The sequence below is a fragment of the Streptomyces aurantiacus JA 4570 genome (genome assembly GCF_000414115.1).
GTDB lineage: Bacteria > Actinomycetota > Actinomycetes > Streptomycetales > Streptomycetaceae > Streptomyces > Streptomyces aurantiacus_A.
Genome location: NZ_AOPZ01000354.1, coordinates 1 through 23,150 on the forward strand (window position 1 = coordinate 1; position 23,150 = coordinate 23,150).

Sequence of the window (23,150 nt, forward strand, 5' to 3'; positions counted from 1 at the left end):
GAGCTCCGGGACGCCGGGGGGCGGGGGCGGGGGCGGGGGGCTCCCCACCCCACGTCCGGCGTCGGGCGTCGGATGGGGGCCGACCCCTGCGCTCAGGCGGCGAGGCTCTGCTAGATTGGTCTATACCACACCCGCAGCCGAGCGCCCTTCCGCTCCTCCCCCTACTCAGCTCTGCTCAGCTCTGCTCAGCTCTGCTCAGCCCTACGCACCCCAACTGCAGCCCTACTCCAGATCGGCAGGCCCAGCGTGGAAGTTGTCATCGTCCCGGACGCCAAGGCAGGCGGCGAACTCATCGCGGAGGCCATGGCCGCCCTGGTGCGCCGCAAGCCCGACGCCCTGCTCGGTGTCGCCACCGGCTCGACCCCGCTGCCCATCTACGAGGCGCTGGCGGCGAAGGTCCGCGCGGGTGAGGTCGACGCGGCGCGGGCGCGGATCTGCCAGCTCGACGAGTATGTGGGGCTGCCGGCCGGGCACCCGGAGTCGTACCGCTCGGTGGTGCTGCGGGAGGTCGTGGAGCCGCTCGGGCTCGACGAGTCGGCGTTCATGGGTCCGGACGGCAGCGCGGAGGACGTCCAGGGCGCGTGCGAGGCGTACGACCGGGCGCTGGCGGAGGCGGGCGGTGTCGACCTGCAGCTGCTGGGGATCGGTACGGACGGGCACATCGGGTTCAACGAGCCCTGCTCGTCGCTGGCGTCGCGGACGCGGATCAAGACGTTGACGGAGCAGACGCGCGTGGACAACGCGCGGTTCTTCGAGGGCGACATCGACCAGGTCCCGCACCACGTCATCACGCAGGGCATCGGCACCATCCTGGAGGCGCGGCACCTGGTGCTGCTGGCGACGGGCGAGGGCAAGGCGGACGCCGTGGCGGCGACGGTCGAGGGCCCGGTGGCCTCCGTGGTGCCCGCGTCGGCGCTGCAGCTGCACCCGCACGCGACGGTGGTCGTGGACGAGGCGGCCGCGTCGAAGCTGAAGCTGGCGGACTATTTCCGGCACACGTACGCCAACAAGCCTGCGTGGCAGGGGCTTTAGCTTCCGGCCGGGTACGCAAAACGGCGCCGGGCGGCCCACCATTGGTGGGGCGCCCGGCGCCGTTTTGCTTACTGGTGCCGCCCAGTTCTCGGGCTCGGGCCGGGGGCCACAGACCACCGGCGGACATGCGCCGCAGGCGGGTCATGCCCCCGTGAGAACCTCCGCCGCCGCCTGGCCGCACACCCGGGCCGCGCCGTGTGTGGCGATGTGCAGGGCGCCGGACGGCTTGGACTGGGGTACGCCCATCTCGACCACGACGGTGTCGGGGCGAGCGGCGAGGAGGTGGTCCACGGCGGCCGCCATCCACGGGTGGCGGTGGGCGTCGCGGACCACGGCGACGACGCGCCGGTCGCCCGCGGCGGCCAGGGCCTCGGCGCCCCCGCGGTCGCCGCTGAAGGAGCCGGTCTCCGTGCCGGGGAGCCGGCGGGTCAGCTCGGCGGCGACGCCCCACGGGGTCTCGTCGCCGACGGCGATGTTGGCCAGCGGGGTGAAGGCGGCGACGTAGGGGGCGCCGGTGAGGGGGCCCGCGTACGTCTCGGTGTGGGTGACCGTCAGGGCGCGGCGGGCCGCGCGCAGGCCGACGTCGGGGTCGGCTGCTCCCGGAGCACCGGCGGCGCGCGCGGCCGAGGTCCAGTCGGCGAGCGCGCGCACCCGGGCGGCGGCGTCGGCGAGCCGTTCCTCGGGGAGTTCGCCCGCGCGCACCGCCGCGACGAGTGCGTCCCGCAGCCGCAGCACGGTCAGCTCGTCGTGCAGGCCGCCGCCCACGCAGATCGCGTCGCAGCCGGCGGCGACGGCGAGGACGGTGCCGCGCTCGATGCCGTACGTGCCGGAGATCGCGCGCATCTCGATGCCGTCGGTGACGATCAGGCCGTCGAAGCCGAGTTCGCCGCGGAGCAGGTCGGTGAGGATGCGGCGGGACAGGGTGCCCGGGTGGTCCGGGTCGAGGGCCGGGACGCTGATGTGGGCGCTCATCACCGCGCGGGTGCCGGCGGCGATCGCGGCCCGGAAGGGGACGAGTTCGCGGGCGTTCAGGACGTCGCCGTCGACGTCGATGCCCGGCACGGCGTGGTGCGAGTCGACCGCGGTGTCGCCGTGGCCGGGGAAGTGCTTGGCGCAGGCGGCGACGCCGGCGGACTGCATGCCCTCGATGTAGGCGGCGGTGTGCCGGGCCACCAGGTCCGGGTCGGCGCCGAAGGAGCGTACGCCGATGACCGGGTTGCCGGGATCGGAGTTGACGTCGGCGGACGGCGCCCAGTTGAAGGTGACGCCGGACTGCGCGAGGCGGCGGCCGAGCTCGGCGGCGACGTCGCGGGTCAGGTCCACGTCGTCGACGGCGCCGAGCGCGTGGTTGCCCGGGAAGGACGAGCCGGTGCGCACCTCCAGGCGGGTGACGTCGCCGCTCTCCTCGTCGATGGCGACGACGATGTCCTCGCGCTCGGCCCGCAACTGGGCGGTGAGCGCGGCGACTTGCTCGGGTGTCCGGATGTTGCGCCCGAACAGGCCCACGGAGGCGAGGCCCTCGCCGATGCGGCGCAGCAGCCAGTCGGGGGCGGTGGTGCCGCCGAAGCCGGGCTGCAGGACGGTCAGGGCGTCGCGCGTGAGCGAGTCCCGCGTACCGGAGGAGGTGCCGGAGCCGGAGATGGAGTTCATGGTGCGTTATCCCTTCACAGCGCCGTCGGTCAGGCCGGCGACGGCCCTGCGCTGGAGGAAGACGAAGAGGACCAGGATCGGGATGGCGAACATCGAGGAGGCCGCCATGGTGGCGCCCCAGTCGTCGCCGTAGACGGTCTGGAACCCGTTCAGCCACACGGGCAGCGTCTTCGCCTCGGCTTCCTTGTTGATCACGAGGACGAGCGCGAACTCGTTCCAGGCGGTGATGAAGCCGAAGAGCGAGGACGCCATCAGGCCGGGCGCGAGGAGCGGCAGGATGACGCGGCGGAATGCCTGGATGCGGGAGCAGCCGTCGACCATCGCCGCCTCCTCCAGTTCGCGCGGCACGGCCGCGACGAAGCCGCGCAGCGTGAGCAGCGTCAGCGGCAGGATCATGATCGTGTAGAAGAAGGTCAGCGGGACCAGGCTGTTCAACATGTCCGCGTCGCGCACGAGCATGTAGATGGCGATGGTCATGACTTCCCACGGCGCCATCTGAGCGATCATGAAGCCGACGATGAATCCGCGCCGCCCCTTGAACCGCATCCGGGCGAGGGCGAACGCCGAGGCGAGACCCACGATCAGCGCGAACACCACCGCGAGGACGGTGACGGTCACGGAGTTCATGACCATCGTCCAGAAGTGGTCCGCCTCGGCGGCGGTCTTGAAGTGCTCGAACGTCGCGTCGAACGGGATCCAGACGGGGTCCTCGCTGATGATGTCGCCGGTCGGCTTGAAGGCCGTGGCGAACATCCAGTAGACGGGGAAGACGAGGCCGATGAACAGGAGGACGGCGACGACATTGGGCCAGGTACGGCCGAACAACGAGCGCTTCACAGCTCGTCCTCCTCTTGCTTGAGCACCAGACGCAGGTAGTAGAAGGACAGCGACAGCAGGATGACGATGGTGAGCAGCGAGATGGCCGCGCCCATGCCGTAGTGCTGGTTGCCGAAGCCTTCGATGTAGGCGTAGACGGGCAGGATCTCGGTGAGCCGGTCGGGGCCGCCCTCGTTGATCGCGAAGACCTGCGGGAACGCCTTGAAGACCCAGATGACTTCGAGGAACGTGGTCGCGAAGAGGAAGGGCTTCAGATACGGCAGCGTCACGTTCTTGAAGGACTTCCACGCGTCGGCGCCGTCCAGGGCGGCGGCCTCGTAGAGCTCCTTGGGGATCGTCGTCGTCGCGGCGTACAGGTTGATCGCCACGAAGGGGATGGACTGCCAGACGATCAGCGTGATGATGACGAAGAAGGTGGAGTACTGGCCGCCCATCCAGTCGTACTCGGCCATCGAGCTCCAGCCGAGCTTGGCCAGGACCCAGTTGACGACGCCGTAGCGCTGGGCGAACAGCCACTGGTAGACGGTCGTCGCGGCGATGATCGGCATCGCCCAGGCGAGGACGAGGCCGAAGAGCAGGAGGAGCCGCATCTTCTTGCCGAGCCGGGCGAGCAGCAGGCCGACGAGGGTGCCGATCGCCATGATGAGGACGACGTTGATGGCGGTGAAGGCGATGGATCGCCCGGTGACCCGCCAGAACTCCTCGTCGCCGAGGACGTCCTTGTAGTTGTCGATCCCGTTCCACTCGGTGAGGTGCAGGATGAACTGCCTCATGTTGAGGTTCTGGAACGAGATCAGGCCGTTGTTGACCAGCGGCCAGCCGAGCAGCAGCAGTGTGCCGGCGATCGCGGGGAGCAGCAGCAGGTACGGCGTCAGCGCCGTGGCCCGGAACCGGGCCTTCCCTGGGTCTTTCGGCTGCTCGCCGTCCGATTTCAGAACATCCGTCGGGCCCGAGGGCGGCCGTTCGGTCTTCTGTACGGTCATGCTCGCCATCTCTCTCGTGGGCGTCACGCGAAGTGCGTCCCGTGGGCATCACGCGACGCACGGGTGCCGGGGGCGGCGGGCACCACGGGGGTCAGGTCACCGTGGTCCGCCGCCCCCGGCGGGACGCGTCGTTACTGCTTCTTGGCCAGGCGCTCGTTGAACTCGCCCTCGACCTTCTTGGCGGCGTCGGCGGGCGAATCGCCGTTCAGGACCGCGGTCATGTAGTTCTTGATCGGGTTCGGCGGGTTCTCCACGGCGCCCCACTCGGGGATCAGCGGGGTGGTGCCGCCGCCGGCGCTGGCCGGGGCCGCGGCCTCGGCGGCCGCGTTGCCCTTGAGGTTGGACTCCAGGGCCTTCTTGTTCGGGATGACGCCGCTCTCCTTGGCGAGCGCGCCCTCGTACTTGTCGGACAGCGCGATCTTCAGGAACTCCTTGGCGAGCTCCTGCTTCTCGCTGGTCGCGGCGACGGCGAAGTTGGAGCCGCCCAGGAACACGCCCTCCGGCTTGGCGGCGGTGGCGCCCGGGATCGTGAAGTAACCGATGTCCTTCTCGATCTTCGGGTTGGCCTTGACGGCGGTCGCGGCCTCCCAGCTCATGCCGATGAACGCGCCGGTCTTGCCCTTGGCGAAGACCTCGGCCTGCTGCGGCGTGGCCTCGTCCTTGTTCTTCGGCGCCTTGGAGAGCTTCTGGAACTTCTGGTACGTCTCCATCGCCTTGGTGACCTTCGGGTCGGCGAGGTTGGAGACGTACTTGTCGCCGTCCTTCTTGACCAGCTCGGCGCCCTCGCCGAGGGTCAGGCCGACGAAGTGGTACCAGTTCTGGCCCGGCAGGTAGATCGGCTCGGCGTCGGTTTTGTCGCCGATCTTCTTCAGGGCGGCGTAGAAGTCGTCGCGGGTCTTGGGCAGTTCCTTGATGCCGGCGTCGGCCCAGACCTTCTTGTTGTAGATCACGACGCGGTTGAGCACGAACCACGGGGCGGCGTACTGCTTGCCGTCCACGACCGAGGACGCGTTGATGGACTCGGTCCAGTCGGCGCCGATGGACTTCTTGAGGTCGCTCAGGTCGGCGAGGCCGCCGGTCTTGGCGTACGCGGGAGTCAGGGTGTTGCCGATCTCGAAGACGTCCGGCGGGTTCTCCTCGGAGAGGGCGGCCGTCAGCTTCTGCTGGATGCCGTTCCACTGCTGGACTTCGAGCTTCAGCTTGGCGCCGGTCTTCTTCTCGAAGGCCGCCTTGACGTCCTTGGTCCAGGCGTCCGGCGTCGAGCCGTCCATCGCCCAGAGCGTCAGCGTCTCGCCCTTGAAGCCGTCCGCCCCGGACTTCTTGTCCTTGTCGTCGCCGCCACAGGCCGCGACCGAGACCAACATGCCCGCGACACCGATCGCCGCTATGAGCTTGCGCTTCACAGTCATCCTCCTTTGGATGCCAGCCAACCCCCCACCCGCAGCGACCAAGAGGACCGAAAGTACTGCCCGTGGGACTGGACCTGGTCTTTAATGGTGTAGACCAGTACGGGGAGCTTGGCCTAGACCTTTAGGGGTGTCAAGGGTGTATAAGAAGGGCAGTCGGGTCCGTTATCGGACCGACACCTGAGGGGGTACGGGCCTCCACCGGGCCCTCTGATCCCCCGGGATCGCGGCCTCGACGGCGGCCTCACACGAGTACGCGCATGAGCTGCTCGCGTGACCTTCGCGTGAGCAGGGGGGCGCCCCTCGCCCCGGACCGTGCCACGATGTGAGCCGCGACAGACGGAGGACCCGGTGACCACAGCACAGGAGCCGGTGACAACAGCAGCACAGGAGCCGGGAAGGCGGAGCATGGGCACAGAGGCGGGCAGTACCCCGGCCGGGACGGCCACGTCCGCGACGGCGGCGGCAGGGACGTCCGCGGACACCGCCGCGACGGCGGCGTCGTCCACGAGCGCCGCGGCCACGACAGCGGACGGCTCGGGCCCCGGCAAGTCGGTCCGCCCGGCCCGCGTGCCCAAGTACTACCGCCTGAAGCGGCACTTGCTCGACATGACCGAGACCCTGCCGCCGGGCACCCCCGTCCCGCCCGAGCGCACGCTCGCCGCCGAGTTCGACACCTCCCGCACGACCGTCCGCCAGGCCCTCCAGGAGCTGGTCGTCGAGGGCCGCCTGGAGCGGATCCAGGGCAAGGGCACGTTCGTGGCCAAGCCGAAGGTGTCCCAGGCCCTGCAACTCACCTCGTACACCGAGGACATGAAGGCCCAGGGCCTGGAGCCGACATCGCAGCTCCTGGACATCGGCTACATCACCGCCGACGACACCCTCGCCGGCCTCCTCGACATCGCCACCGGCGGCCGCGTCCTGCGCATCGAGCGGCTGCGCCTGGCCAGCGGCGAGCCGATGGCCATCGAGACCACCCATCTGTCCGCCAAGCGCTTCCCCGCGCTGCGCCGCTCCCTGGTCAAGTACACCTCGCTCTACACCGCCCTCGCCGAGGTGTACGACGTGCACCTCGCGGAGGCCGAGGAGACCATCGAGACCTCGCTCGCCACCCCGCGCGAGGCCGGGCTGCTCGGCACCGACGTCGGCCTGCCCATGCTGATGCTGTCGCGGCACTCCCTTGACGGCTCGGGCCAGCCGGTGGAGTGGGTGCGGTCGGTGTACCGGGGCGACCGGTACAAGTTCGTGGCGCGGCTCAAGCGCCCCCAGGAGTAACCCGGCGACGCAGTCCCGTCCGCCCCATGGCGCAGATCACTTTCCTGCCCTACCGTCCTCCCGTCACCGCAGATACGTGAACGGGAGGACGGCCCCGTGCGCACAGCGAACCCCAAGAGCATCGCCCTGTGGTCGGTCGTGGCCCTGGTGGGCGCCGCGGGCTGGACCGTACTCGCGCTCTCCCGGGACGAGGAGGTGTCCGCCGCCTGGATGGTGGCCGCCGCCCTCGGCTCGTACGCCATCGCCTACCGCTTCTACGCGAAGTTCATCGCGTACAAGGTCCTGAAGGTCGACAAGCGCCGGGCCACCCCCGCCGAGCGCCTCGACAACGGCATCGACTACCACCCGACCGACCGGCGCGTGCTGCTCGGCCACCACTTCGCGGCCATCGCGGGCGCCGGGCCGCTGGTCGGGCCGGTGCTCGCCGCCCAGATGGGCTATCTGCCCGGCACGATCTGGATCATCGCGGGCGTGATCTTCGCGGGCGCCGTGCAGGACATGGTGGTCCTGTTCTTCTCCACCCGCCGCGACGGCCGGTCGCTCGGACAGATGGCGCGGGACGAGATCGGCCCCTTCGGCGGCGCCGCGGCGCTGCTCGCCGCCTTCGCGATCATGATCATCCTGCTCGGCGTGCTCGCGCTGGTCATCGTGAACGCCCTCGCCGAGTCGCCGTGGGGCACCTTCTCCATCGCGATGACGATCCCGATCGCCCTGTTCATGGGCTTCTACCTGCGCATCCTGCGGCCGGGACGGGTCAGCGAGGTGTCGCTCATCGGCGTCGCGCTGCTGCTGTTCGCGCTGATCGCGGGCCGCTGGGTGGCGGAGTCGTCGTGGGCGGAGGCGTTCACGCTGGCGCCGTCGACGCTGGTGATCTGGCTGGTGGCGTACGGCTTCATCGCCTCGATCCTGCCGGTGTGGATGCTGCTCGCGCCGCGCGACTACCTGTCGACCTTCATGAAGATCGGCACGATCGTGCTGCTCGCGCTCGGCGTCCTCGTCGCGCTGCCGACGCTCAAGATGGACCCCGTCACCGACTTCGCCTCGCGCGGCGACGGACCGGTCTTCGCGGGCTCCCTCTTCCCCTTCGTGTTCATCACCATCGCGTGCGGCGCGCTCTCCGGCTTCCACTCGCTGATCTCCTCCGGTACGACGCCGAAGATGATCCAGAAGGAGACGCAGGTCCGCATGATCGGCTACGGCTCCATGCTGATGGAGTCGGCCGTGGCGATCATGGCCCTGGTGGCGGCGTCCATCATCGACCCGGGGCTCTATTTCGCGATGAACGCGCCCGCGGGCGTCGTCGGCGACACCGTCCAGGAGGCGTCGAAGGCCGTCGCGGGCTTCGGATACACCATCTCCCCCGAGGACTTGGCGCAGGCCGCCAAGAACGTGGAGGAGAGTTCGCTGCTCTCCCGCACGGGCGGCGCGCCCACCCTCGCGATCGGCGTCTCGGAGATCTTCTCCAAGGTCACCGGCGGCTCGCTGCGCGCCTTCTGGTATCACTTCGCGATCATGTTCGAGGCGCTGTTCATCCTCACCGCGCTCGACGCGGGCACCCGCGTGGGCCGGTTCATGCTCCAGGACATGCTCGGCAACGTCTACAAGCCCTTCAAGAACATCAGCTGGAAGCCCGGCCTCGTCCTCACCAGCGCCGCCGTGACCGGCCTCTGGGGCTACTTCCTGTGGGTCGGCGTGCACGAGCCGCTCGGCGGCATCAACCAGCTCTTCCCGATCTTCGGCATCGCCAACCAGCTGCTCGCGGCCGTCGCCCTCGCCGTCTGCACGACGCTGCTCGTGAAGTCCGGCCGCCTCAAGTGGGCCTGGATCACCGGGGTTCCGCTCGTCTGGGACGCCACGGTCACGCTCACGGCGAGCTGGCAGAAGGTGTTCTCCAGCGACCCGCGCGTCGGCTTCTTCAAGCAGCGCTCGATCTACCAGGACGCCATCGACGACGGCAAGGTCCTGCCGCCCGCCAAGTCGATGGACGACATGCACACCGTCGTCACCAACTCCACGGTGGACGGCGTCCTTTCGGCGGCCCTCGCGCTCCTCATCGTGATCGTCATCGTGGACGCGCTGCGCATCTGCGTACGCCACATCCGCGATCCGCTGTCGTCGAGGCTGAGCGAGGCGCCGTTCGTGGAGTCGAGGACGGTGGCGCCCGCCGGCCTGTTCCCGACCAAGGAGGAGAAGGCGGAACTGGCCGCCGCCACGAGGGAGCCGTCGTGATCACCGCGGTGCGGCGCGCGGGGCGCTGGGTGCGTTGGTACGTACGGGAGTTGACGGACGAGTCGGCGTACGAGCGGTACGTGGCGCATGCGCGCAAGGAGCACCCGGGGGCCTCCGTGCTCAGCCGTCGCGCGTTCGAGCGCATGCGGACGGACCGCCAGGAATCCGACCCGCGGCAGGGCTTCCGCTGCTGCTGACTCCGCCGCTGAGCAGGCACGACCACACTTCCGGTACCCGTCCGTTATACGGACAGGGGTTCCGTACCGCGAGACCGTCGCTTAGATTTCCCGCACGTTAAGCACGGGATAAGTGAGGGAACGGAGCCGCGGTATGCCAGATGCGCCTGAAGTGCCCGATGCGCCTGAAGTGATTCAACCGGTGGTCACGCCGGTCCGCGTGGTCATCGCCCTCTGCCTCGTGGCGCCCTTCGTGGCGATGCTCTGGGTGAGTTCCTACGCCAAGGCCGACCCGGCCTTCATCGGCATTCCGTTCTTCTACTGGTACCAGATGCTGTGGGTGCTCATATCGACCGTGCTCACGATGATCGCGTACCAGCTGTGGCAGCGTGACCAGCGCGGCCGCAAGGCCGCCAAGGCCCTCCAGGAAGGTGCGTCCCGGTGAACGACGGCGTCAACGGCGTCGCGCTCGCCGTCTTCATCTTCTTCTTCCTCGCGGTGACCGTCATGGGCTTCCTGGCGTCCCGCTGGCGCCGGGCCGAGAACGAGAACAGCCTCGACGAATGGGGCCTGGGCGGCCGGTCGTTCGGGACCTGGGTGACCTGGTTCCTGCTCGGCGGCGACCTCTACACCGCGTACACCTTCGTGGCCGTCCCGGCGGCGATCTACGCGGCGGGCGCGGCCGGCTTCTTCGCCGTCCCGTACACCATCCTCGTCTATCCGCTGATCTTCACCTTCCTGCCGCGCCTGTGGTCCGTCTCGCACAAGCACGGGTACGTGACCACCTCGGACTTCGTCCGCGGCCGCTTCGGCTCCAAGGGTCTTTCCCTCGCGGTGGCCGTCACCGGCATCCTCGCGACCATGCCGTACATCGCGCTCCAACTGGTCGGCATCCAGGCCGTCCTGGACGTGATGGGCGTCGGCGGCGGCGAGGACACCAACTGGTTCATCAAGGACCTGCCGCTGCTGATCGCCTTCGGCGTGCTCGCCGCGTACACGTACTCGTCCGGCCTGCGGGCCCCCGCGCTGATCGCATTCGTGAAGGACACCCTGATCTACATCGTGATCGCGGTGGCCATCATCTACATCCCGATCAAGCTCGGCGGGTTCGACGAGATCTTCCACGCGGCCAACGAGAAGTTCTCCGCGACGAACGAGGCCACCGGCAAACCCGTCGGCGCGCTCGTGCCGGGCGACGCGGGCACCTGGACCTACGCGACCCTGGCGCTCGGCTCCGCGCTCGCGCTGTTCATGTACCCGCACTCGATCACCGCGACGCTGTCCTCGCGCAGCCGCGACGTGATCCGCCGCAACACCACCATCCTGCCGCTGTACTCGCTGATGCTCGGCCTGCTCGCGCTGCTCGGGTTCATGGCGATCGCTGCCGGAGTCAAGGTCGAGAACGGGCAGTTGGCGATCCCGCAGCTCTTCGAGGACATGTTCCCGGACTGGTTCACGGGCGTCGCGTTCGCGGCGATCGGCATCGGCGCGCTCGTGCCGGCCGCCATCATGTCCATCGCGGCCGCGAATCTCTTCACCCGCAACATCTACAAGGACTTCCTGAAACCGGACGCGACACCCGAGCAGGAGACCAAGGTCTCCAAGCTGGTCTCGCTCCTGGTGAAGGTGGGCGCGCTCGCCTTCGTGCTCACCATGGACAAGACGGTCGCCATCAACTTCCAGCTCCTCGGCGGCATCTGGATCCTGCAGACCATGCCCGCCCTGGTCGGCGGCCTGTTCACCCGCTGGTTCCACCGGTGGGCGCTGCTCGCCGGCTGGGCGGTCGGCATGATCTACGGCACGGTCGCGGCGTACGGAGTCGCCTCGCCGACGCAGAAGCACTTCGGCGGCTCGTCCAAGGAGATCCCGGGCATCGGTGAGATCGGCTACATCGGCCTGACGGCCTTCGTGCTGAACGTCGTCGTCACCGTCGTCCTCACCTTCGTCCTGAAGGCCCTCAAGGCCCCCGACGGCATCGACGAGACGTCCCCGGAGGACTACACCGCCGACGCCGGCGACAAGGGCGTGGCGGCGGAACTGCCGAAGGTGGGCGCGGGCTCGGGCCACTGAGCCAGTACTCTTTTCCCAGGCCCTCCTCAGAGGGATTCCCGTACGTGACACGGGCCGCCGACTCGTTCGGCGGCCCGTTTGTCGTGTGCGCGCGCCGGGTGGCACGCAACACACCCGACACAACATGTGGGCCTGCCTCGCGCCACCGGACACAAGATGTATGCTCGTGCTCGCTGTCGCCGCAGGGGAATCCGGTGCAAGTCCGGAACTGTCCCGCAACGGTGTACTGGTACGGATTTGGGCGCTCGCGCCACGGCCCGTGCCGGTGAGTCCGACGACCTGCCGACGGCGTACCCGGATCGTCCGGTCCGGGTGCCGAGACGTCCGGGCCTCGCGGAATGGGTTGTTGGACGCGGAGTCACCCCTGCGCGGGTGCGTCCGCGCCGCCTCCCTCCGAAGGCCCAGAGCCGAGCGAGGGAGAGCACCACGTGACCATCGCGCCCGCCGAACCCGCGTCAGCGCAGGCCCAGCAGAAGCCGGCGCAGGCCGGCCAGCAGGCAGAGGCCGAGCAGGCCGCGCCGACCACCGACGGTCCAGGCACCGCGCTGCTGCGCACCCTGACCGACCTCACCGCCGACCTCCCCGACGCCGACCCCGGCCGGGTCGCCGCCGCCGCGCTGCGCGGCCGCTCGGCGAAGGCCGACGAGGCGGAGCTGCGGGAGCTGGCGACCGAGGCGGCCGCCGGACTCATCTCCGAGGACCCTGCCTACTCCCGGCTCGCCGCCCGGCTGTTGACCATCGGCATTCGTGAGGAAGCCGCCTCACAGGGCGTCACGTCGTTCTCCGATTCGGTCGCCGTCGGCTACCGCGAGGGCCTGATCGCGGACCGCACCGCCGAGTTCGCCCGGCTGCACGCGGAGCGCCTCGACGCTCTCGTGGAGGACGCGCTCGCCGACGGCGCCGACCGCCGCTTCGGCTACTTCGGCCTGCGTACGCTGCACAGCCGCTACCTGCTGCGGCACCCCATCACCCGCAAGGTCGTCGAGACGCCGCAGCACTTCATGCTGCGCGTGGCCGCCGGTCTCGCCGAGGACGACTCGACCCGGGCGCTCGACGAGGTCGCCGCGCTCTACCGGCTGATGAGCCGCCTGGACTACCTGCCGTCCTCGCCGACGCTCTTCAACTCCGGCACCCGGCACCCGCAGATGTCCTCGTGCTACCTCCTGGACTCGCCGCTGGACGAGCTGGACTCCATCTACGACCGGTACCACCAGGTCGCCCGCCTCTCCAAGCACGCCGGCGGCATCGGGCTCTCGTACTCCCGCATCCGCTCCCGCGGTTCGCTGATCCGCGGCACCAACGGGCACTCCAACGGCATCGTGCCGTTCCTGAAGACGCTCGACGCCTCCGTCGCCGCCGTGAACCAGGGCGGCCGCCGCAAGGGCGCCGCCGCCGTCTACCTGGAGACCTGGCACTCCGACATCGAGGAGTTCCTGGAGCTGCGGGACAACACCGGCGAGGACGCCCGGCGCACCCACAACCTGAACCTGGCGCACTGGATCCCGGACGAGTTCATGCGCCGCGTGGCCGCCGACCAGCCGTGGTCGCTGTTCTCCCCCGCCGACGTGCCCGAGCTCGTCGACCTGTGGGGCGCGGAGTTCGACGCCGCGTACCAGAAGGCGGAGGCGGCCGGTCTCGCCCAGAAGACCATCCCCGCCCGTGAGCTGTACGGCCGCATGATGCGCACCCTCGCGCAGACCGGCAACGGCTGGATGACCTTCAAGGACACCGCCAACCGCACGGCCAACCAGACGGCCGAGCCGGGCCACACCGTCCACTCCTCCAACCTCTGCACGGAGATCCTGGAGGTCACGGACGACGGCGAGACGGCCGTGTGCAACCTGGGCTCGGTGAACCTGGGCGCGTTCGTCGACACCGCGAGCGGCGACATCGACTGGGAGCGCCTGGACGCGACCGTCCGCACCGCCGTGACGTTCCTCGACCGCGTCGTGGACATCAACTTCTACCCGACCGAGCAGGCCGGGCGGTCGAACAGCAAGTGGCGGCCCGTCGGCCTGGGCGCGATGGGCCTCCAGGACGTCTTCTTCCAGCTGAAGCTGCCCTTCGACTCGCCCGAGGCGCGCGCCCTGTCCACGCGCATCGCCGAGCGCGTCATGCTCGCCGCGTACGAGGCGTCCGCCGACCTCGCCGAGCGCAACGGCCCGCTGCCCGCCTGGGAGAAGACCCGCACCGCGCGCGGCGTCCTGCACCCCGACCACTACGGTGTCGAGCTCGCCTGGCCCGAGCGGTGGGCGGCGCTGCGGGAGCGCATCGGCAAGACGGGCATGCGCAACTCGCTGCTCCTCGCCATCGCGCCGACGGCCACCATCGCGTCCATCGCGGGCGTGTACGAGTGCATCGAGCCGCAGGTCTCCAACCTCTTCAAGCGCGAGACGCTGTCCGGCGAGTTCCTCCAGGTCAACTCCTACCTGGTGGACGAGCTGAAGCGGCTCGGCGTGTGGGACGCGCAGACCCGGGAGGCGCTGCGCGAGGCCAACGGCTCGGTGCAGGGCTTCACGTGGGTCCCCCAGGACGTACGCGATCTGTACCGCACGGCCTGGGAGATCCCGCAGCGCGGGCTCATCGACATGGCCGCCGACCGCACGCCGTTCCTGGACCAGGCGCAGTCCCTGAACCTGTTCCTGGAGACGCCGACCATCGGCAAGCTCTCCTCGATGTACGCCTACGCGTGGCAGCGCGGCCTGAAGACCACGTACTACCTGCGCTCGCGCCCGGCGACGCGCATCGCCCGCGCGGCGGGCGGTTCGAGCGCCGGTGCCGCCGCCCCCGCCCCCGTCCCCCAGCAGGTGAGCGACCCCGACGCGATCGCCTGCTCCCTGGAAAACCCCGAGTCCTGCGAGGCCTGCCAGTAATGTCCCAGTCCGACCTGCACACCACGACCACCAGTGGTGAGAAGAACCTGCTCGACCCGGGCTTCGAGCTGACGCTGCGCCCGATGCGCTACCCGGACTTCTACGAGCGCTACCGCGACGCGATCAAGAACACCTGGACCGTCGAGGAGGTCGACCTCCACTCGGACGTCGCCGACCTGGCCAAGCTCTCGCCCGAGGAGCAGCACCTGATCGGCCGCCTGGTCGCGTTCTTCGCGACCGGCGACTCGATCGTGGCGAACAACCTGGTCCTCACGCTGTACAAGCACATCAACTCCCCCGAGGCGCGGCTCTACCTGAGCCGGCAGCTCTTCGAGGAGGCCGTGCACGTCCAGTTCTATCTGACGCTGCTCGACACCTATCTGCCCGACCCGGAGGACCGCAACGCGGCCTTCGCGGCCGTGGAGAACATCCCGTCCATCCGGGAGAAGGCCGAGTTCTGCTTCAAGTGGATGGACTCGGTGGAGAAGCTGGACCAGCTGGAGAGCCAGGCCGACCGGCGCCGCTTCCTGCTGAACCTGATCTGCTTCGCGGCGTGCATCGAGGGCCTGTTCTTCTACGGTGCCTTCGCGTACGTCTACTGGTTCCGCAGCCGCGGCCTGCTGCACGGCCTGGCGACCGGCACCAACTGGGTGTTCCGCGACGAGACGATGCACATGAGCTTCGCCTTCGAGGTCGTGGACACCGTGCGCAAGGAGGAGCCGGAGCTCTTCGACGACGCGCTCGAGCAGCAGGTCACGGACATGCTGAAGGAGGCGGTCGACGCCGAGCTGCAGTTCGCGCGCGACCTGTGCGGTGACGGTCTGCCCGGCATGAACACCGAGTCGATGCGCGAGTATCTGCAGTGCGTCGCCGACCAGCGCCTCCAGCGCCTCGGCTTCGCGCCGGTCTACGGCTCCGAGAACCCCTTCTCGTTCATGGAACTGCAGGGCGTTCAGGAGCTGACCAACTTCTTCGAGCGGCGCCCCTCGGCGTACCAGGTCGCCGTGGAGGGGTCGGTCTCCTTCGACGACGAGTTCTGAGCGGCGAGGGCCGGCCCCGGCGTCGGGGCCGGCTCCGGGTCCCATCCCGGTTTCGGGCCCCATCCCGAATCGGGGCCCCGCCCCCGTTCGGCCTCTCTCAGCTGCCGGTCCACGCGCCGGTCGTGGAGGTGTCCGATGAGCGAGGGCAGCGCCATGAGCAGGAAGACTCCGAGGACGGCCGCCGTGTTGAGTGCGTCATGTGCGTTCATGACGTCCACTCTCGCGGCGGCCGTCCGCGCGCGGCAGTGGCAGGACTGCCGCACACCCTCGATTTCCTGCCAGTGCTGCGGCACACTGGCCGCATGCTGCACAACGTGGTCGCCGTCGCGCTCGACGGCGTGCATCCCTTCGAACTGGGCGTCGTGTCCGAGGTGTTCGGCCTGGACCGCAGCGACGAGGGGCTGCCGGTGTACGACTTCGCCGTCGCCTCCGCCGAGGGCCCGGTGCTCTCCACCCACGCCGGGTACTCGATCACCACCTCGCACGGCCTGGAGCGGCTCGAGGAGGCCGACCTCATCACGGTCCCGGCCGGCGACTCGTACGTGACCAGGGAGTTTCCGCCCGAGCTGCTCGACGCCCTGCGCCGCGCCACCGACCGGGGCACCCGGGTGCTCAGCGTCTGCACCGGCGCCTTCGTGCTCGCCGCGGCCGGACTGCTCGACGGGCGGCGGTGCGCCGTGCACTGGCGGCACGCCGAGGAGCTGATGCGGCGCCATCCGCGCGCGATCGTCGAACCGGACGTGCTGTACGTCGACGAGGACCCGGTCATCACCTCCGCGGGCACCGCCGCGGGCATCGACGCCTGCCTGCACCTGGTCCGCCGGGAGAACGGCATGGAGGTCGCCAACGCCATCGCGCGCCGGATGATCGTGCCGCCGCACCGCGACGGCGGCCAGGCCCAGTACATCGAGCGGCCGCTGCCCCGCACCCGCTGCGACACCGTCGGCGAGGTGCTCGCGTGGATGGAGCGCCATCTCGACCAGGAGCTGGCCGTCGACCAGCTCGCCGCCCGCGCCCATATGTCGCCGCGCACCTTCGCCCGCCGCTTCCAGCAGGAGACGGGCACCACGCCCTACCGCTGGCTGCTGCGCCAACGCCTGCTGCGCGCCCAGGAGTTGCTGGAGGCGACGGACGAGACGGTGGACGCGATCGCGGGTCGCGCCGGTTTCGGCAACGCGGCCGCGCTGCGCCACCAGTTCGTACGCGCCCTCGGGACCACGCCGAACGCCTATCGGCGCACGTTCCGGGGGCCCGGGGCCGGGCCCGAGCCCGGGACCGGCTCGGCCGCCTGACGCGACGGGAGCCGGTCCGGGCGCCGGGGTCAGCGCCGCTCGGCGCGCAGCACCAGCTTCTTCGGGTGCAGCGTGATGCCGACCTTGGTGCCCGTATCCGTCCGCTCGACCGGGGACAGGCGCCACTTCGGCAGGACCGTGGCCAGGATGATGGTGAGTTCGGCCAGGCTGAAGTGATCGCCGGGGCACTTACGGTTGCCGACACTGAACGGCATCATCGCGAACTCCGGTACGCTCGCGGCGCGTTCCGGATTCCACCGGTCCGGGTCGAACTCCAGATGCCGGTCGAACGAACGCGGATCGCGCTGCATCGCGTACACGCTGTACACGATGTCCGCGTCGGCCGGAATGCGATAGCCGCCGAGACTGGTCTCGGCCACCGAGCGGCGCGTGAAAATCCACGCGGCCGGGCGTATACGCATCGCCTCCGTGACGACATTGCGTGTGTGCCGCAGCTCCATGAGATCGGCGAAGACGACCGGGCGCCCTCCCGTCACGGAATTTACCTCTTCAACCAACCGCCTTTCCTGGTCCGGGTGTTCGGTGAGCAGATGGAACGCCCAACCCAGTGTGGACGCCACATTCTCCGCGCCCGCCACCACCAGCGAGACGACGTGGTCGTGGATCTCCTGGTCCGTCAGCGGCTGCCCCGATTCGTCGCGCGCCCGGAGCAATACGGCCAGCAGGTCCTGTTCCGAGCCGTTCCCGCGGGCGCGGCGTTCGGCGACGATCTCGTCGACGAGCGCGTGCAGATCGGCCAGCGCGCGTGCGAAGCGCCGGTTGGCGGGGGTCGGCACGCGGTAGAGCGGGCCGACGGAGAGCACCATCCTGCGGTAGAGGCCCTCGAAGACGGTGTGCAGCGAATCGCTGATGCGGTCCGCCTTCTCACCGATCGACTCGACTTCCAGGAGCGAGCGGGACACGATCCGCACCGCGGTGCGGAACATCTCCGCGCTGACGTCCACCGTGCTGCCGTGGTCCCAGCGGGCCGCGGTCGCCTGTGCCTCCTCCTCCATCACCCGGGCGTAGTCGGCGATGCGCTCGGGCCGGAAGGCGGGCTGCATCATCCGCCGCTGGCGCCGGTGCAGCGGGCCGTTGCTGGTCGCGACGCCCTTGCCGAGCAGGACCTCCAGGGTGTCCCAGAGCGGCCCGCCGACGACGTAGTCGGTGCTCTTCAGCATCGCGCCGACGAGCCGCGGGTCGCACACCGCGTACGCGGTCTTGGGCCCGAGCCTGATCCGGACGAGATCGCCATGGTCACGCAGGGCCGCAAGGAAGCCGAGCGGGTCGCGCACGAGGTTCCACGCGTGGCCGAGAAGTGGTGCTCCGCCCTGGACCACGGGCGGAATGCGGAGCCGTTCGGGAGCTGCGGGAGCGGGTATCGCGGACGCGGCTGATTCGACGGTCATTCTTCACCACCAGAGGGATTGTTTTCTGCCAGTTCGGTGCCGGGGAATTCGGGTGCGACGACGTCGGACACATACGGGGGAAGGGCCCGGTCGTCCCAACTCTCGACGCGATACCTGCCGGATTCGTGATGGAACCAGTACACGGAACTGAACCAGTTCCGCATATTGAAGACACAGGAGCGCAGCGCGGCACTCACTTTCCTTCCCTCCGCGCTTCCGTCCGCCCAGGCGTCGGCCAATCGGAGAACGTCCGGCTCCACCGCCAGGAAATCCCCGACGCAATCGCTCACCCGTCGATGGACTTCCGCCACCGCCTGTTCGAGCGAAAGCCCCTCGTGCTGAATGAGAGAAATTCCGAGGTTGTGCACCTCGTCACCGGCAAGCTCCTTCGGAAGGGAGCAGAGGTCGTTGTACCAGGCGGAGAAATCCTGTGTCGCGAGCGCCGCGGCACGGTAGGCCGGGTGTTTCCGCGCGGCGTCCGGCAATTCATACCGCGCGGTGGGTTCGAGCAGATCGATCCAGATCCAGTGCGCGAAGGTGAGGCGGCGCAGTCGCACGTACGCCTCGACGCTCGGGACGGTCCCGGTGCGCCGGTTGCCGAACTCGCGGTCGTACGCGTCGATCACCGGGTGGAAGTGCCGGGCGAAGCGCGCGTTCCACCGCGGCCCGAGGTGCGCGTAGAGCCTGACGACACAGTCCGCGAAGCCCGCGACCAGTGGGTCCGGGTGGCGCAGTTGCTGCCGCGGGTGCTCCAGGGTCGCGTGCAGGCCCTGGCACAGCCGCCCCCACTGCGCCGTCCTGCCGTGCACCGCGTCGCGGTCGTGCCGGTCGTCCCAGCCGAAGAACCAGGAGCTCAAGTCCGCGATGGCGGCGAGCAGTTCGTCCGGGGCGCCGATGTAGTAGCCGGCGACCAGGTCGGTGTAGCAAAGGCCGTCGGCATATGCTGCGACCTTGTCGGGGGGCATGAGCCGCTTTTCCAGGAGCCATGCCCGTGAGTTCTCCTGAAGCTTTGGCCAATACGGATGCAGATGACGGGGAAACTCCGACTCCACCACCGGAAGGGCCAGTGCGGGCGGCACGGATACCACTCGCGTTCGAACGGGCGGACGCATCGGCCCGGTCGGCTTCCGGCGTTGCCGCGGGACGCGTTCCGCTGCATATGCCGGAAGCCCTGTCGGTACCGCTGTCGTCCGGTCCGACTGTGAAGTGCTGTGTGAGGAAGCAGGCACGAACAAACCCCTCTCAACCACCTGAGGACCCACGCCCCTCCCGCCGTGCCGGGCGCGCGCCGTTGCGTATCCCCGCGCTTTCCATTCAGCACCACAACTGACCGTTCAGGGAACAGATTTGCGCCATTCACTACCCCAGCATGCCGAGAACATCCCCTTACGTGACTGAATATGGATCACTGAAGGCTGATCGTGGGCTAGTCCTGTCTGGTTCTGAGCGGGTACACCAACGGCCCCTGGTCAGGGGGTGTTCCCGCCCGACCAGGGGCCGCTGCCGTCACGCGCTTCCCGCGCGCCTCATCCGTGGCGCGGATCAGTCATTCGGCACCACGGGGTAACGCGGGGTGCCCTCCGCCATCTGCCGCAGGGCGTCCTTGCGCTCCCGCTTGGACAGGCGGTCGATGTACAGATACCCGTACAGGTGGTCCGTCTCGTGCTGGAGGCAGCGGGCGAAGTAGCCCTTGCCGCGCACCTTGATGGGGTTGCCCTTCTCGTCCTGGCCGGTGACGACCGCGTAGTCGGGACGGGCCAGCTCCATGTAGGCGGTGGGCACGGACAGGCAGCCCTCGCCGGAGTCGTCCAGGCGGCGCTGGTCGGCGGGCAGCTCCTGGAGGACGGGGTTGCAGACCACGCCCACGTGCCGGACGCCGTCGTCGTCCATGCAGTCGTAGACGAAGACCTTCAGGTCCACGCCGACCTGGTTGGCGGCCACGCCCACGCCCTGCGCGGTGCGCTGGCTGGCGAACATGTCGTCGACCAGCTTCGCGAGGTCGTCGTCGAAGGCGGTGACGTCCTTGCACTCCTTGTGCAGGACCGGGTTGCCGACGACCGTGATCGGCCGGGACGTGCCGCGCTCGCGGTAGGCCGTCTCGCGCTCCTCGCAGTCCTCCGTGTCGATGACGAAGCCCTCGTCGTCGACCGGAAGCACTCCGCCCGGCCGCTGCTGCTCAGTGTCCTGCGCCATGTCCGCCGTATGCCTCTTCTTCCTGGGAACTCTGCGTGTGGTGCCCGTACAGGGTACGGCGTCCGCAAGCGCCGGACGGGCGGGAAAAAAGCCCGTCCGGCGCTTGAGGACGAGCGCGCAGCGCCCGTCCGGCGCTTGAGGACGAGCGCGCAGCGCGACAGCCACCAACGCGCCCGCAGGCGAACAGTCCAGCCCTGCGCTAGCAGACCTCTTCGAGGTCGCGCCAGTCCCGGGAGTCCGGGCTGTCGGCCACCCACCCGTCCAAGAGGCCCCGCACCAGCCCCGCAGGGGCGGCGATCCCGCACTCCCGCTCGGGCACCCACAGCGCCCCGGGGCTCCGGTGCCCCAGCGGCCCGGGATGGCCCGGCTCGCTGTGGTCGTGGGGGTCCAGATGCTCCCCGTCCCCCTCGTCGCTCGGCATCCGCGACTCCGAGCACATCCGGCACAGCAGCCGCACGGACGACGACCAGTCCTCGGCGGCGAACCCCGCGTCGGCCGCGAGCCGCTCAAGGGCGTCCCTGTCCTCCTCGGTGGCGGCCTCAAGGAGCACCACCCAGGTGGGCACCGGCGAGGGGGCCCACAGCTCGATCTCGTCGAAGACGGGGTACGCGTGCCCGGCGGCCGTGGTCCGCTCCCCGTGCGGCACCCCGTCGTGCAGGACGACCTCGCCCCAGCGCCGCCCGGAGGACGGCAGCGGGATGGAGAGCACCTCTATCCGGGCCGGGTCGAGCCTGCGGCCCCACACGACCTCGGCCTCGCCCTCCGGCGAGAGCCGCACGGCCGCGCTGCCCAGCTCCATGCCCATGGGCTCTCCGGTGGCGGCGACCCCGCCGGGCACCTTCAGGCCGTACGCCTGCCAGGCGCGGCGGGCCAGCGGCCAGTCCTGGAGGGCCGTCGCCGCGATGCCCACGTTCCACCAGTCCGGCGCCCCCTGGGAGCGGTCGAGCAGCGCCACGGCCCTGAGGCCCGCGGCCCGCGCCTGCTCCCAGTCGTGCCGGAACTTGTGCAGGAGCGCGAGGTTGAACCAGGACTCGGACAGCCAGGGTTCGAGATCGGCGGCGCGCGTCAGGAGCGCGCCCGCGTCCTCGTAGCGGCCGTCGCCGATGAGCGTGAACGCCCTGTCGGTGGCCTGCCGCCAGGAGGCGGAGGGCCGGTGCCGTCCCTTGCCGAAGATCCTCACGATTCCCGCCTGCCAGCTCTTGTCGGGGTTTCCCCGCTGCCGTGCTGCCGCGCTTTCGCGCTTCCTTCGCATCCAACCACGGACCGTCGGACGGCCGCTCATTACCCATGGGTTACCCAGGTGGGCGCGGGGTCAGACGGCTTTCCGCCGACACCTCGGCGCCGTCACCCGCGCTCCCCCGCGTGACCCCTGCGCGCGGCCTCGGAAGGGCCCGTGGCGGGGCCCTCGGGGGGTCCCCCCGCGCCCCGTCGTTCCCCGGGCCGCCCCCTGCCCCGCGCGAGCACCCGCGCGAGCGCCTCCACGACCTCCGGCTGGTAGTCGCGGCCGGTGGCCAGGCGCAGCCGCTCCAGGGCGGTGAGTGGCCCTTGGGGGCCGTGTTCCCGGGCCATCTCGTCGTATGCGTTGGCGACGCGCACGATGCGCGCGGTGAGCGGCTGGTCGCGGTACGGATCGGCCTGGCGCTCCACGACGACCGCGACGTCCGCGGCGACGCCTGTCTGGCGTACGACGGCCCCGCCGAGCAGGGCGATGCGGCGCTGCTCGGCCTCCGGCAGGGCGGCGGTGGCGCCCGCCGGGACGGGGTCGACGAGGGAGAGCTGGCCGATGTCGTGCATGAGGGCGGCGTACTCGAGAACACCCAGGTCGGGCCCGGAGAGCCCGAGGTCGCGGCCCACGGCGCGGCTGAGGTCGGCGACGCGGCGGGCGTGCCCCGCCGGGGTGTAGCCGGCGATCTCGGTGGCGCGGGCGAGGGAGGCGATGGTCTGCCGGTAGGTGGTCCGGGCGCCCACGTACCGGCGGAAGGCCAGTTGGGTGAGGAACAGCGGGAAGCTGAACACGGGCAGCGCCCACAGCCCCGCGACGGCGACCGCGAGCGCCATCACGGCCCCTGTCGCGCACACGGCGGACCCGATGCCGGACATGCCCCGCAGTTCCTCCCGCAGCAGCGGCCCGAACGGCCATCCCGACCGGGCGTGCGCCATGGCCGCCGCGAGCACGGCGTCGCACAGCGCGGTGAGCGCGAGCAGCGTCACGATGACGACGGCGTACCCGGGCCCGTGCCCGGCGAGCACCGCCAACTGCCCGGAGTTGTAGAGGGGTTGGAAGCACAGCGCGGCGAAGCCGACGGCGAGCACGCGGCGGGCCAGGTGGTCGAGGGAGGGGCCCCGGCCGACCGCCACGTGCGGCACGGCCCCGACCAGGCCCGCCGCGACGACGACGGCGACGACCTGGAGGACGCCGTGGTGCGTGTGCTGTCCGCCGCACTCGCCGAGCAGGGCGTACGCGAGGGCGCCCGCGGAGCCCAGGGGCGCGGGCTCGCGCTCCCTGCCGCTCCCCCACCGCGCCAGCTCCCCCACGGCTATGAGCACCCCGAAGGCCAGCGCGATCCCCGGCTCCTCGGCCCCCCGCCACAGGGTCGCGCCGAGCGCGCCGGCCGCGAGGAGGGTGGCGGCGGCGCGGACCAGGACCGGCACGGCCGCGGACGGGGGCGCGCCGGGGCGTGGGGT

18 protein-coding genes and 1 riboswitch are annotated in these 23,150 nt (G+C 70.2%); of the genes, 9 read left to right on the plus strand and 9 right to left on the minus strand.

The genetic code is table 11. The features are described 5' to 3' along the window. Positions 1 to 246: 246 nt before the first annotated feature. The gene (gene nagB / locus STRAU_RS29365; protein WP_016644051.1) at positions 247 to 1,032 is read left to right on the plus strand and encodes a glucosamine-6-phosphate deaminase; all 786 of its coding nucleotides are present in this window, start codon (positions 247 to 249) and stop codon (positions 1,030 to 1,032) included. 141 nt (positions 1,033 to 1,173) lie between these two features. On the opposite strand, the gene STRAU_RS29370 is transcribed toward nagB, so the two are convergent. The 4 genes from STRAU_RS29370 to STRAU_RS29385 form a co-directional block, all read right to left on the minus strand. Continuing rightward, positions 1,174 to 2,682 carry a glycoside hydrolase family 3 protein gene (locus tag STRAU_RS29370; protein ID WP_016644052.1) on the minus strand — a complete coding sequence of 503 codons (1,509 nt, stop codon included), beginning with the start codon at positions 2,680 to 2,682 and terminating at the stop codon, positions 1,174 to 1,176. 6 nt (positions 2,683 to 2,688) lie between these two features. Then, entirely contained in the window at positions 2,689 to 3,519 is an 831-nt protein-coding gene (locus STRAU_RS29375; RefSeq protein WP_016644054.1) for a carbohydrate ABC transporter permease, read from the minus strand. Further along, entirely contained in the window at positions 3,516 to 4,502 is a 987-nt protein-coding gene (locus STRAU_RS29380; protein ID WP_037662736.1) for a carbohydrate ABC transporter permease, read from the minus strand. The genes STRAU_RS29375 and STRAU_RS29380 overlap by 4 nt, the downstream gene beginning before the upstream one ends. Positions 4,503 to 4,633: 131 nt before the next feature. Then, positions 4,634 to 5,905: an extracellular solute-binding protein gene (locus tag STRAU_RS29385; protein ID WP_016644055.1), complete on the minus strand. Its 1,272-nt coding sequence runs from the start codon at positions 5,903 to 5,905 to the stop codon at positions 4,634 to 4,636. A gap of 411 nt (positions 5,906 to 6,316) precedes the next feature. Here STRAU_RS29385 and STRAU_RS29390 point away from each other — a divergent pair, with 411 nt between their 5' ends. The 8 genes from STRAU_RS29390 to STRAU_RS29425 all read left to right on the plus strand — a co-directional run bounded on the left by STRAU_RS29390 (position 6,317) and on the right by STRAU_RS29425 (position 16,863). Continuing rightward, on the plus strand, positions 6,317 to 7,183 hold the full coding sequence (locus STRAU_RS29390) for a GntR family transcriptional regulator (protein ID WP_016644056.1): 867 nt from the start codon (positions 6,317 to 6,319) through the stop codon (positions 7,181 to 7,183). A gap of 96 nt (positions 7,184 to 7,279) precedes the next feature. Further along, complete coding sequence (locus tag STRAU_RS29395; RefSeq protein ID WP_016644057.1) at positions 7,280 to 9,412, plus strand: carbon starvation CstA family protein; 2,133 nt, start codon at positions 7,280 to 7,282, stop codon at positions 9,410 to 9,412. Next, entirely contained in the window at positions 9,412 to 9,609 is a 198-nt protein-coding gene (locus tag STRAU_RS29400) for a YbdD/YjiX family protein (protein ID WP_037662737.1), read from the plus strand. The genes STRAU_RS29395 and STRAU_RS29400 overlap by 1 nt, the downstream gene beginning before the upstream one ends. A 151-nt stretch (positions 9,610 to 9,760) precedes the next feature. Beyond that, positions 9,761 to 10,033: a DUF3311 domain-containing protein gene (locus tag STRAU_RS29405; protein WP_162473231.1), complete on the plus strand. Its 273-nt coding sequence runs from the start codon at positions 9,761 to 9,763 to the stop codon at positions 10,031 to 10,033. Continuing rightward, entirely contained in the window at positions 10,030 to 11,658 is a 1,629-nt protein-coding gene (gene mctP / locus STRAU_RS29410; RefSeq protein WP_016644060.1) for a monocarboxylate uptake permease MctP, read from the plus strand. The genes STRAU_RS29405 and mctP overlap by 4 nt, the downstream gene beginning before the upstream one ends. A gap of 160 nt (positions 11,659 to 11,818) precedes the next feature. After that, positions 11,819 to 11,959: riboswitch (cobalamin riboswitch) on the plus strand. Between the two features lie 127 nt (positions 11,960 to 12,086). Beyond that, positions 12,087 to 14,531, plus strand: coding sequence for a ribonucleoside-diphosphate reductase subunit alpha (locus STRAU_RS29415; RefSeq protein ID WP_016644061.1), 2,445 nt, complete (start codon positions 12,087 to 12,089; stop codon positions 14,529 to 14,531). Continuing rightward, the gene (locus STRAU_RS29420) at positions 14,531 to 15,571 is read left to right on the plus strand and encodes a ribonucleotide-diphosphate reductase subunit beta (RefSeq protein ID WP_016644062.1); all 1,041 of its coding nucleotides are present in this window, start codon (positions 14,531 to 14,533) and stop codon (positions 15,569 to 15,571) included. The genes STRAU_RS29415 and STRAU_RS29420 overlap by 1 nt, the downstream gene beginning before the upstream one ends. A gap of 302 nt (positions 15,572 to 15,873) precedes the next feature. Beyond that, positions 15,874 to 16,863 carry a GlxA family transcriptional regulator gene (locus STRAU_RS29425; RefSeq protein WP_016644063.1) on the plus strand — a complete coding sequence of 330 codons (990 nt, stop codon included), beginning with the start codon at positions 15,874 to 15,876 and terminating at the stop codon, positions 16,861 to 16,863. Between the two features lie 29 nt (positions 16,864 to 16,892). Here STRAU_RS29425 and STRAU_RS29430 read toward each other — a convergent pair whose 3' ends face one another. The 5 genes from STRAU_RS29430 to STRAU_RS29450 all read right to left on the minus strand — a co-directional run bounded on the left by STRAU_RS29430 (position 16,893) and on the right by STRAU_RS29450 (position 23,117). Further along, positions 16,893 to 18,272, minus strand: coding sequence for a bifunctional albaflavenone monooxygenase/terpene synthase (locus tag STRAU_RS29430; RefSeq protein WP_016644064.1), 1,380 nt, complete (start codon positions 18,270 to 18,272; stop codon positions 16,893 to 16,895). After that, positions 18,269 to 19,384, minus strand: a complete 1,116-nt coding sequence (locus tag STRAU_RS29435; RefSeq protein ID WP_078621571.1) for a terpene synthase family protein — start codon at positions 19,382 to 19,384, stop codon at positions 18,269 to 18,271. Before STRAU_RS29435 ends, STRAU_RS29430 begins: the two co-directional genes overlap by 4 nt. A gap of 430 nt (positions 19,385 to 19,814) precedes the next feature. Next, positions 19,815 to 20,465, minus strand: coding sequence for a peptide deformylase (gene def / locus STRAU_RS29440; RefSeq protein ID WP_016644066.1), 651 nt, complete (start codon positions 20,463 to 20,465; stop codon positions 19,815 to 19,817). 199 nt (positions 20,466 to 20,664) lie between these two features. Further along, positions 20,665 to 21,645 (minus strand): tetratricopeptide repeat protein, encoded by a 981-nt coding sequence (locus tag STRAU_RS29445; protein WP_037662734.1) that lies wholly within the window; start codon positions 21,643 to 21,645, stop codon positions 20,665 to 20,667. 164 nt (positions 21,646 to 21,809) lie between these two features. After that, on the minus strand, positions 21,810 to 23,117 hold the full coding sequence (locus STRAU_RS29450; RefSeq protein ID WP_016644068.1) for an HD-GYP domain-containing protein: 1,308 nt from the start codon (positions 23,115 to 23,117) through the stop codon (positions 21,810 to 21,812). Between the last annotated feature and the right edge of the window lie 33 nt (positions 23,118 to 23,150).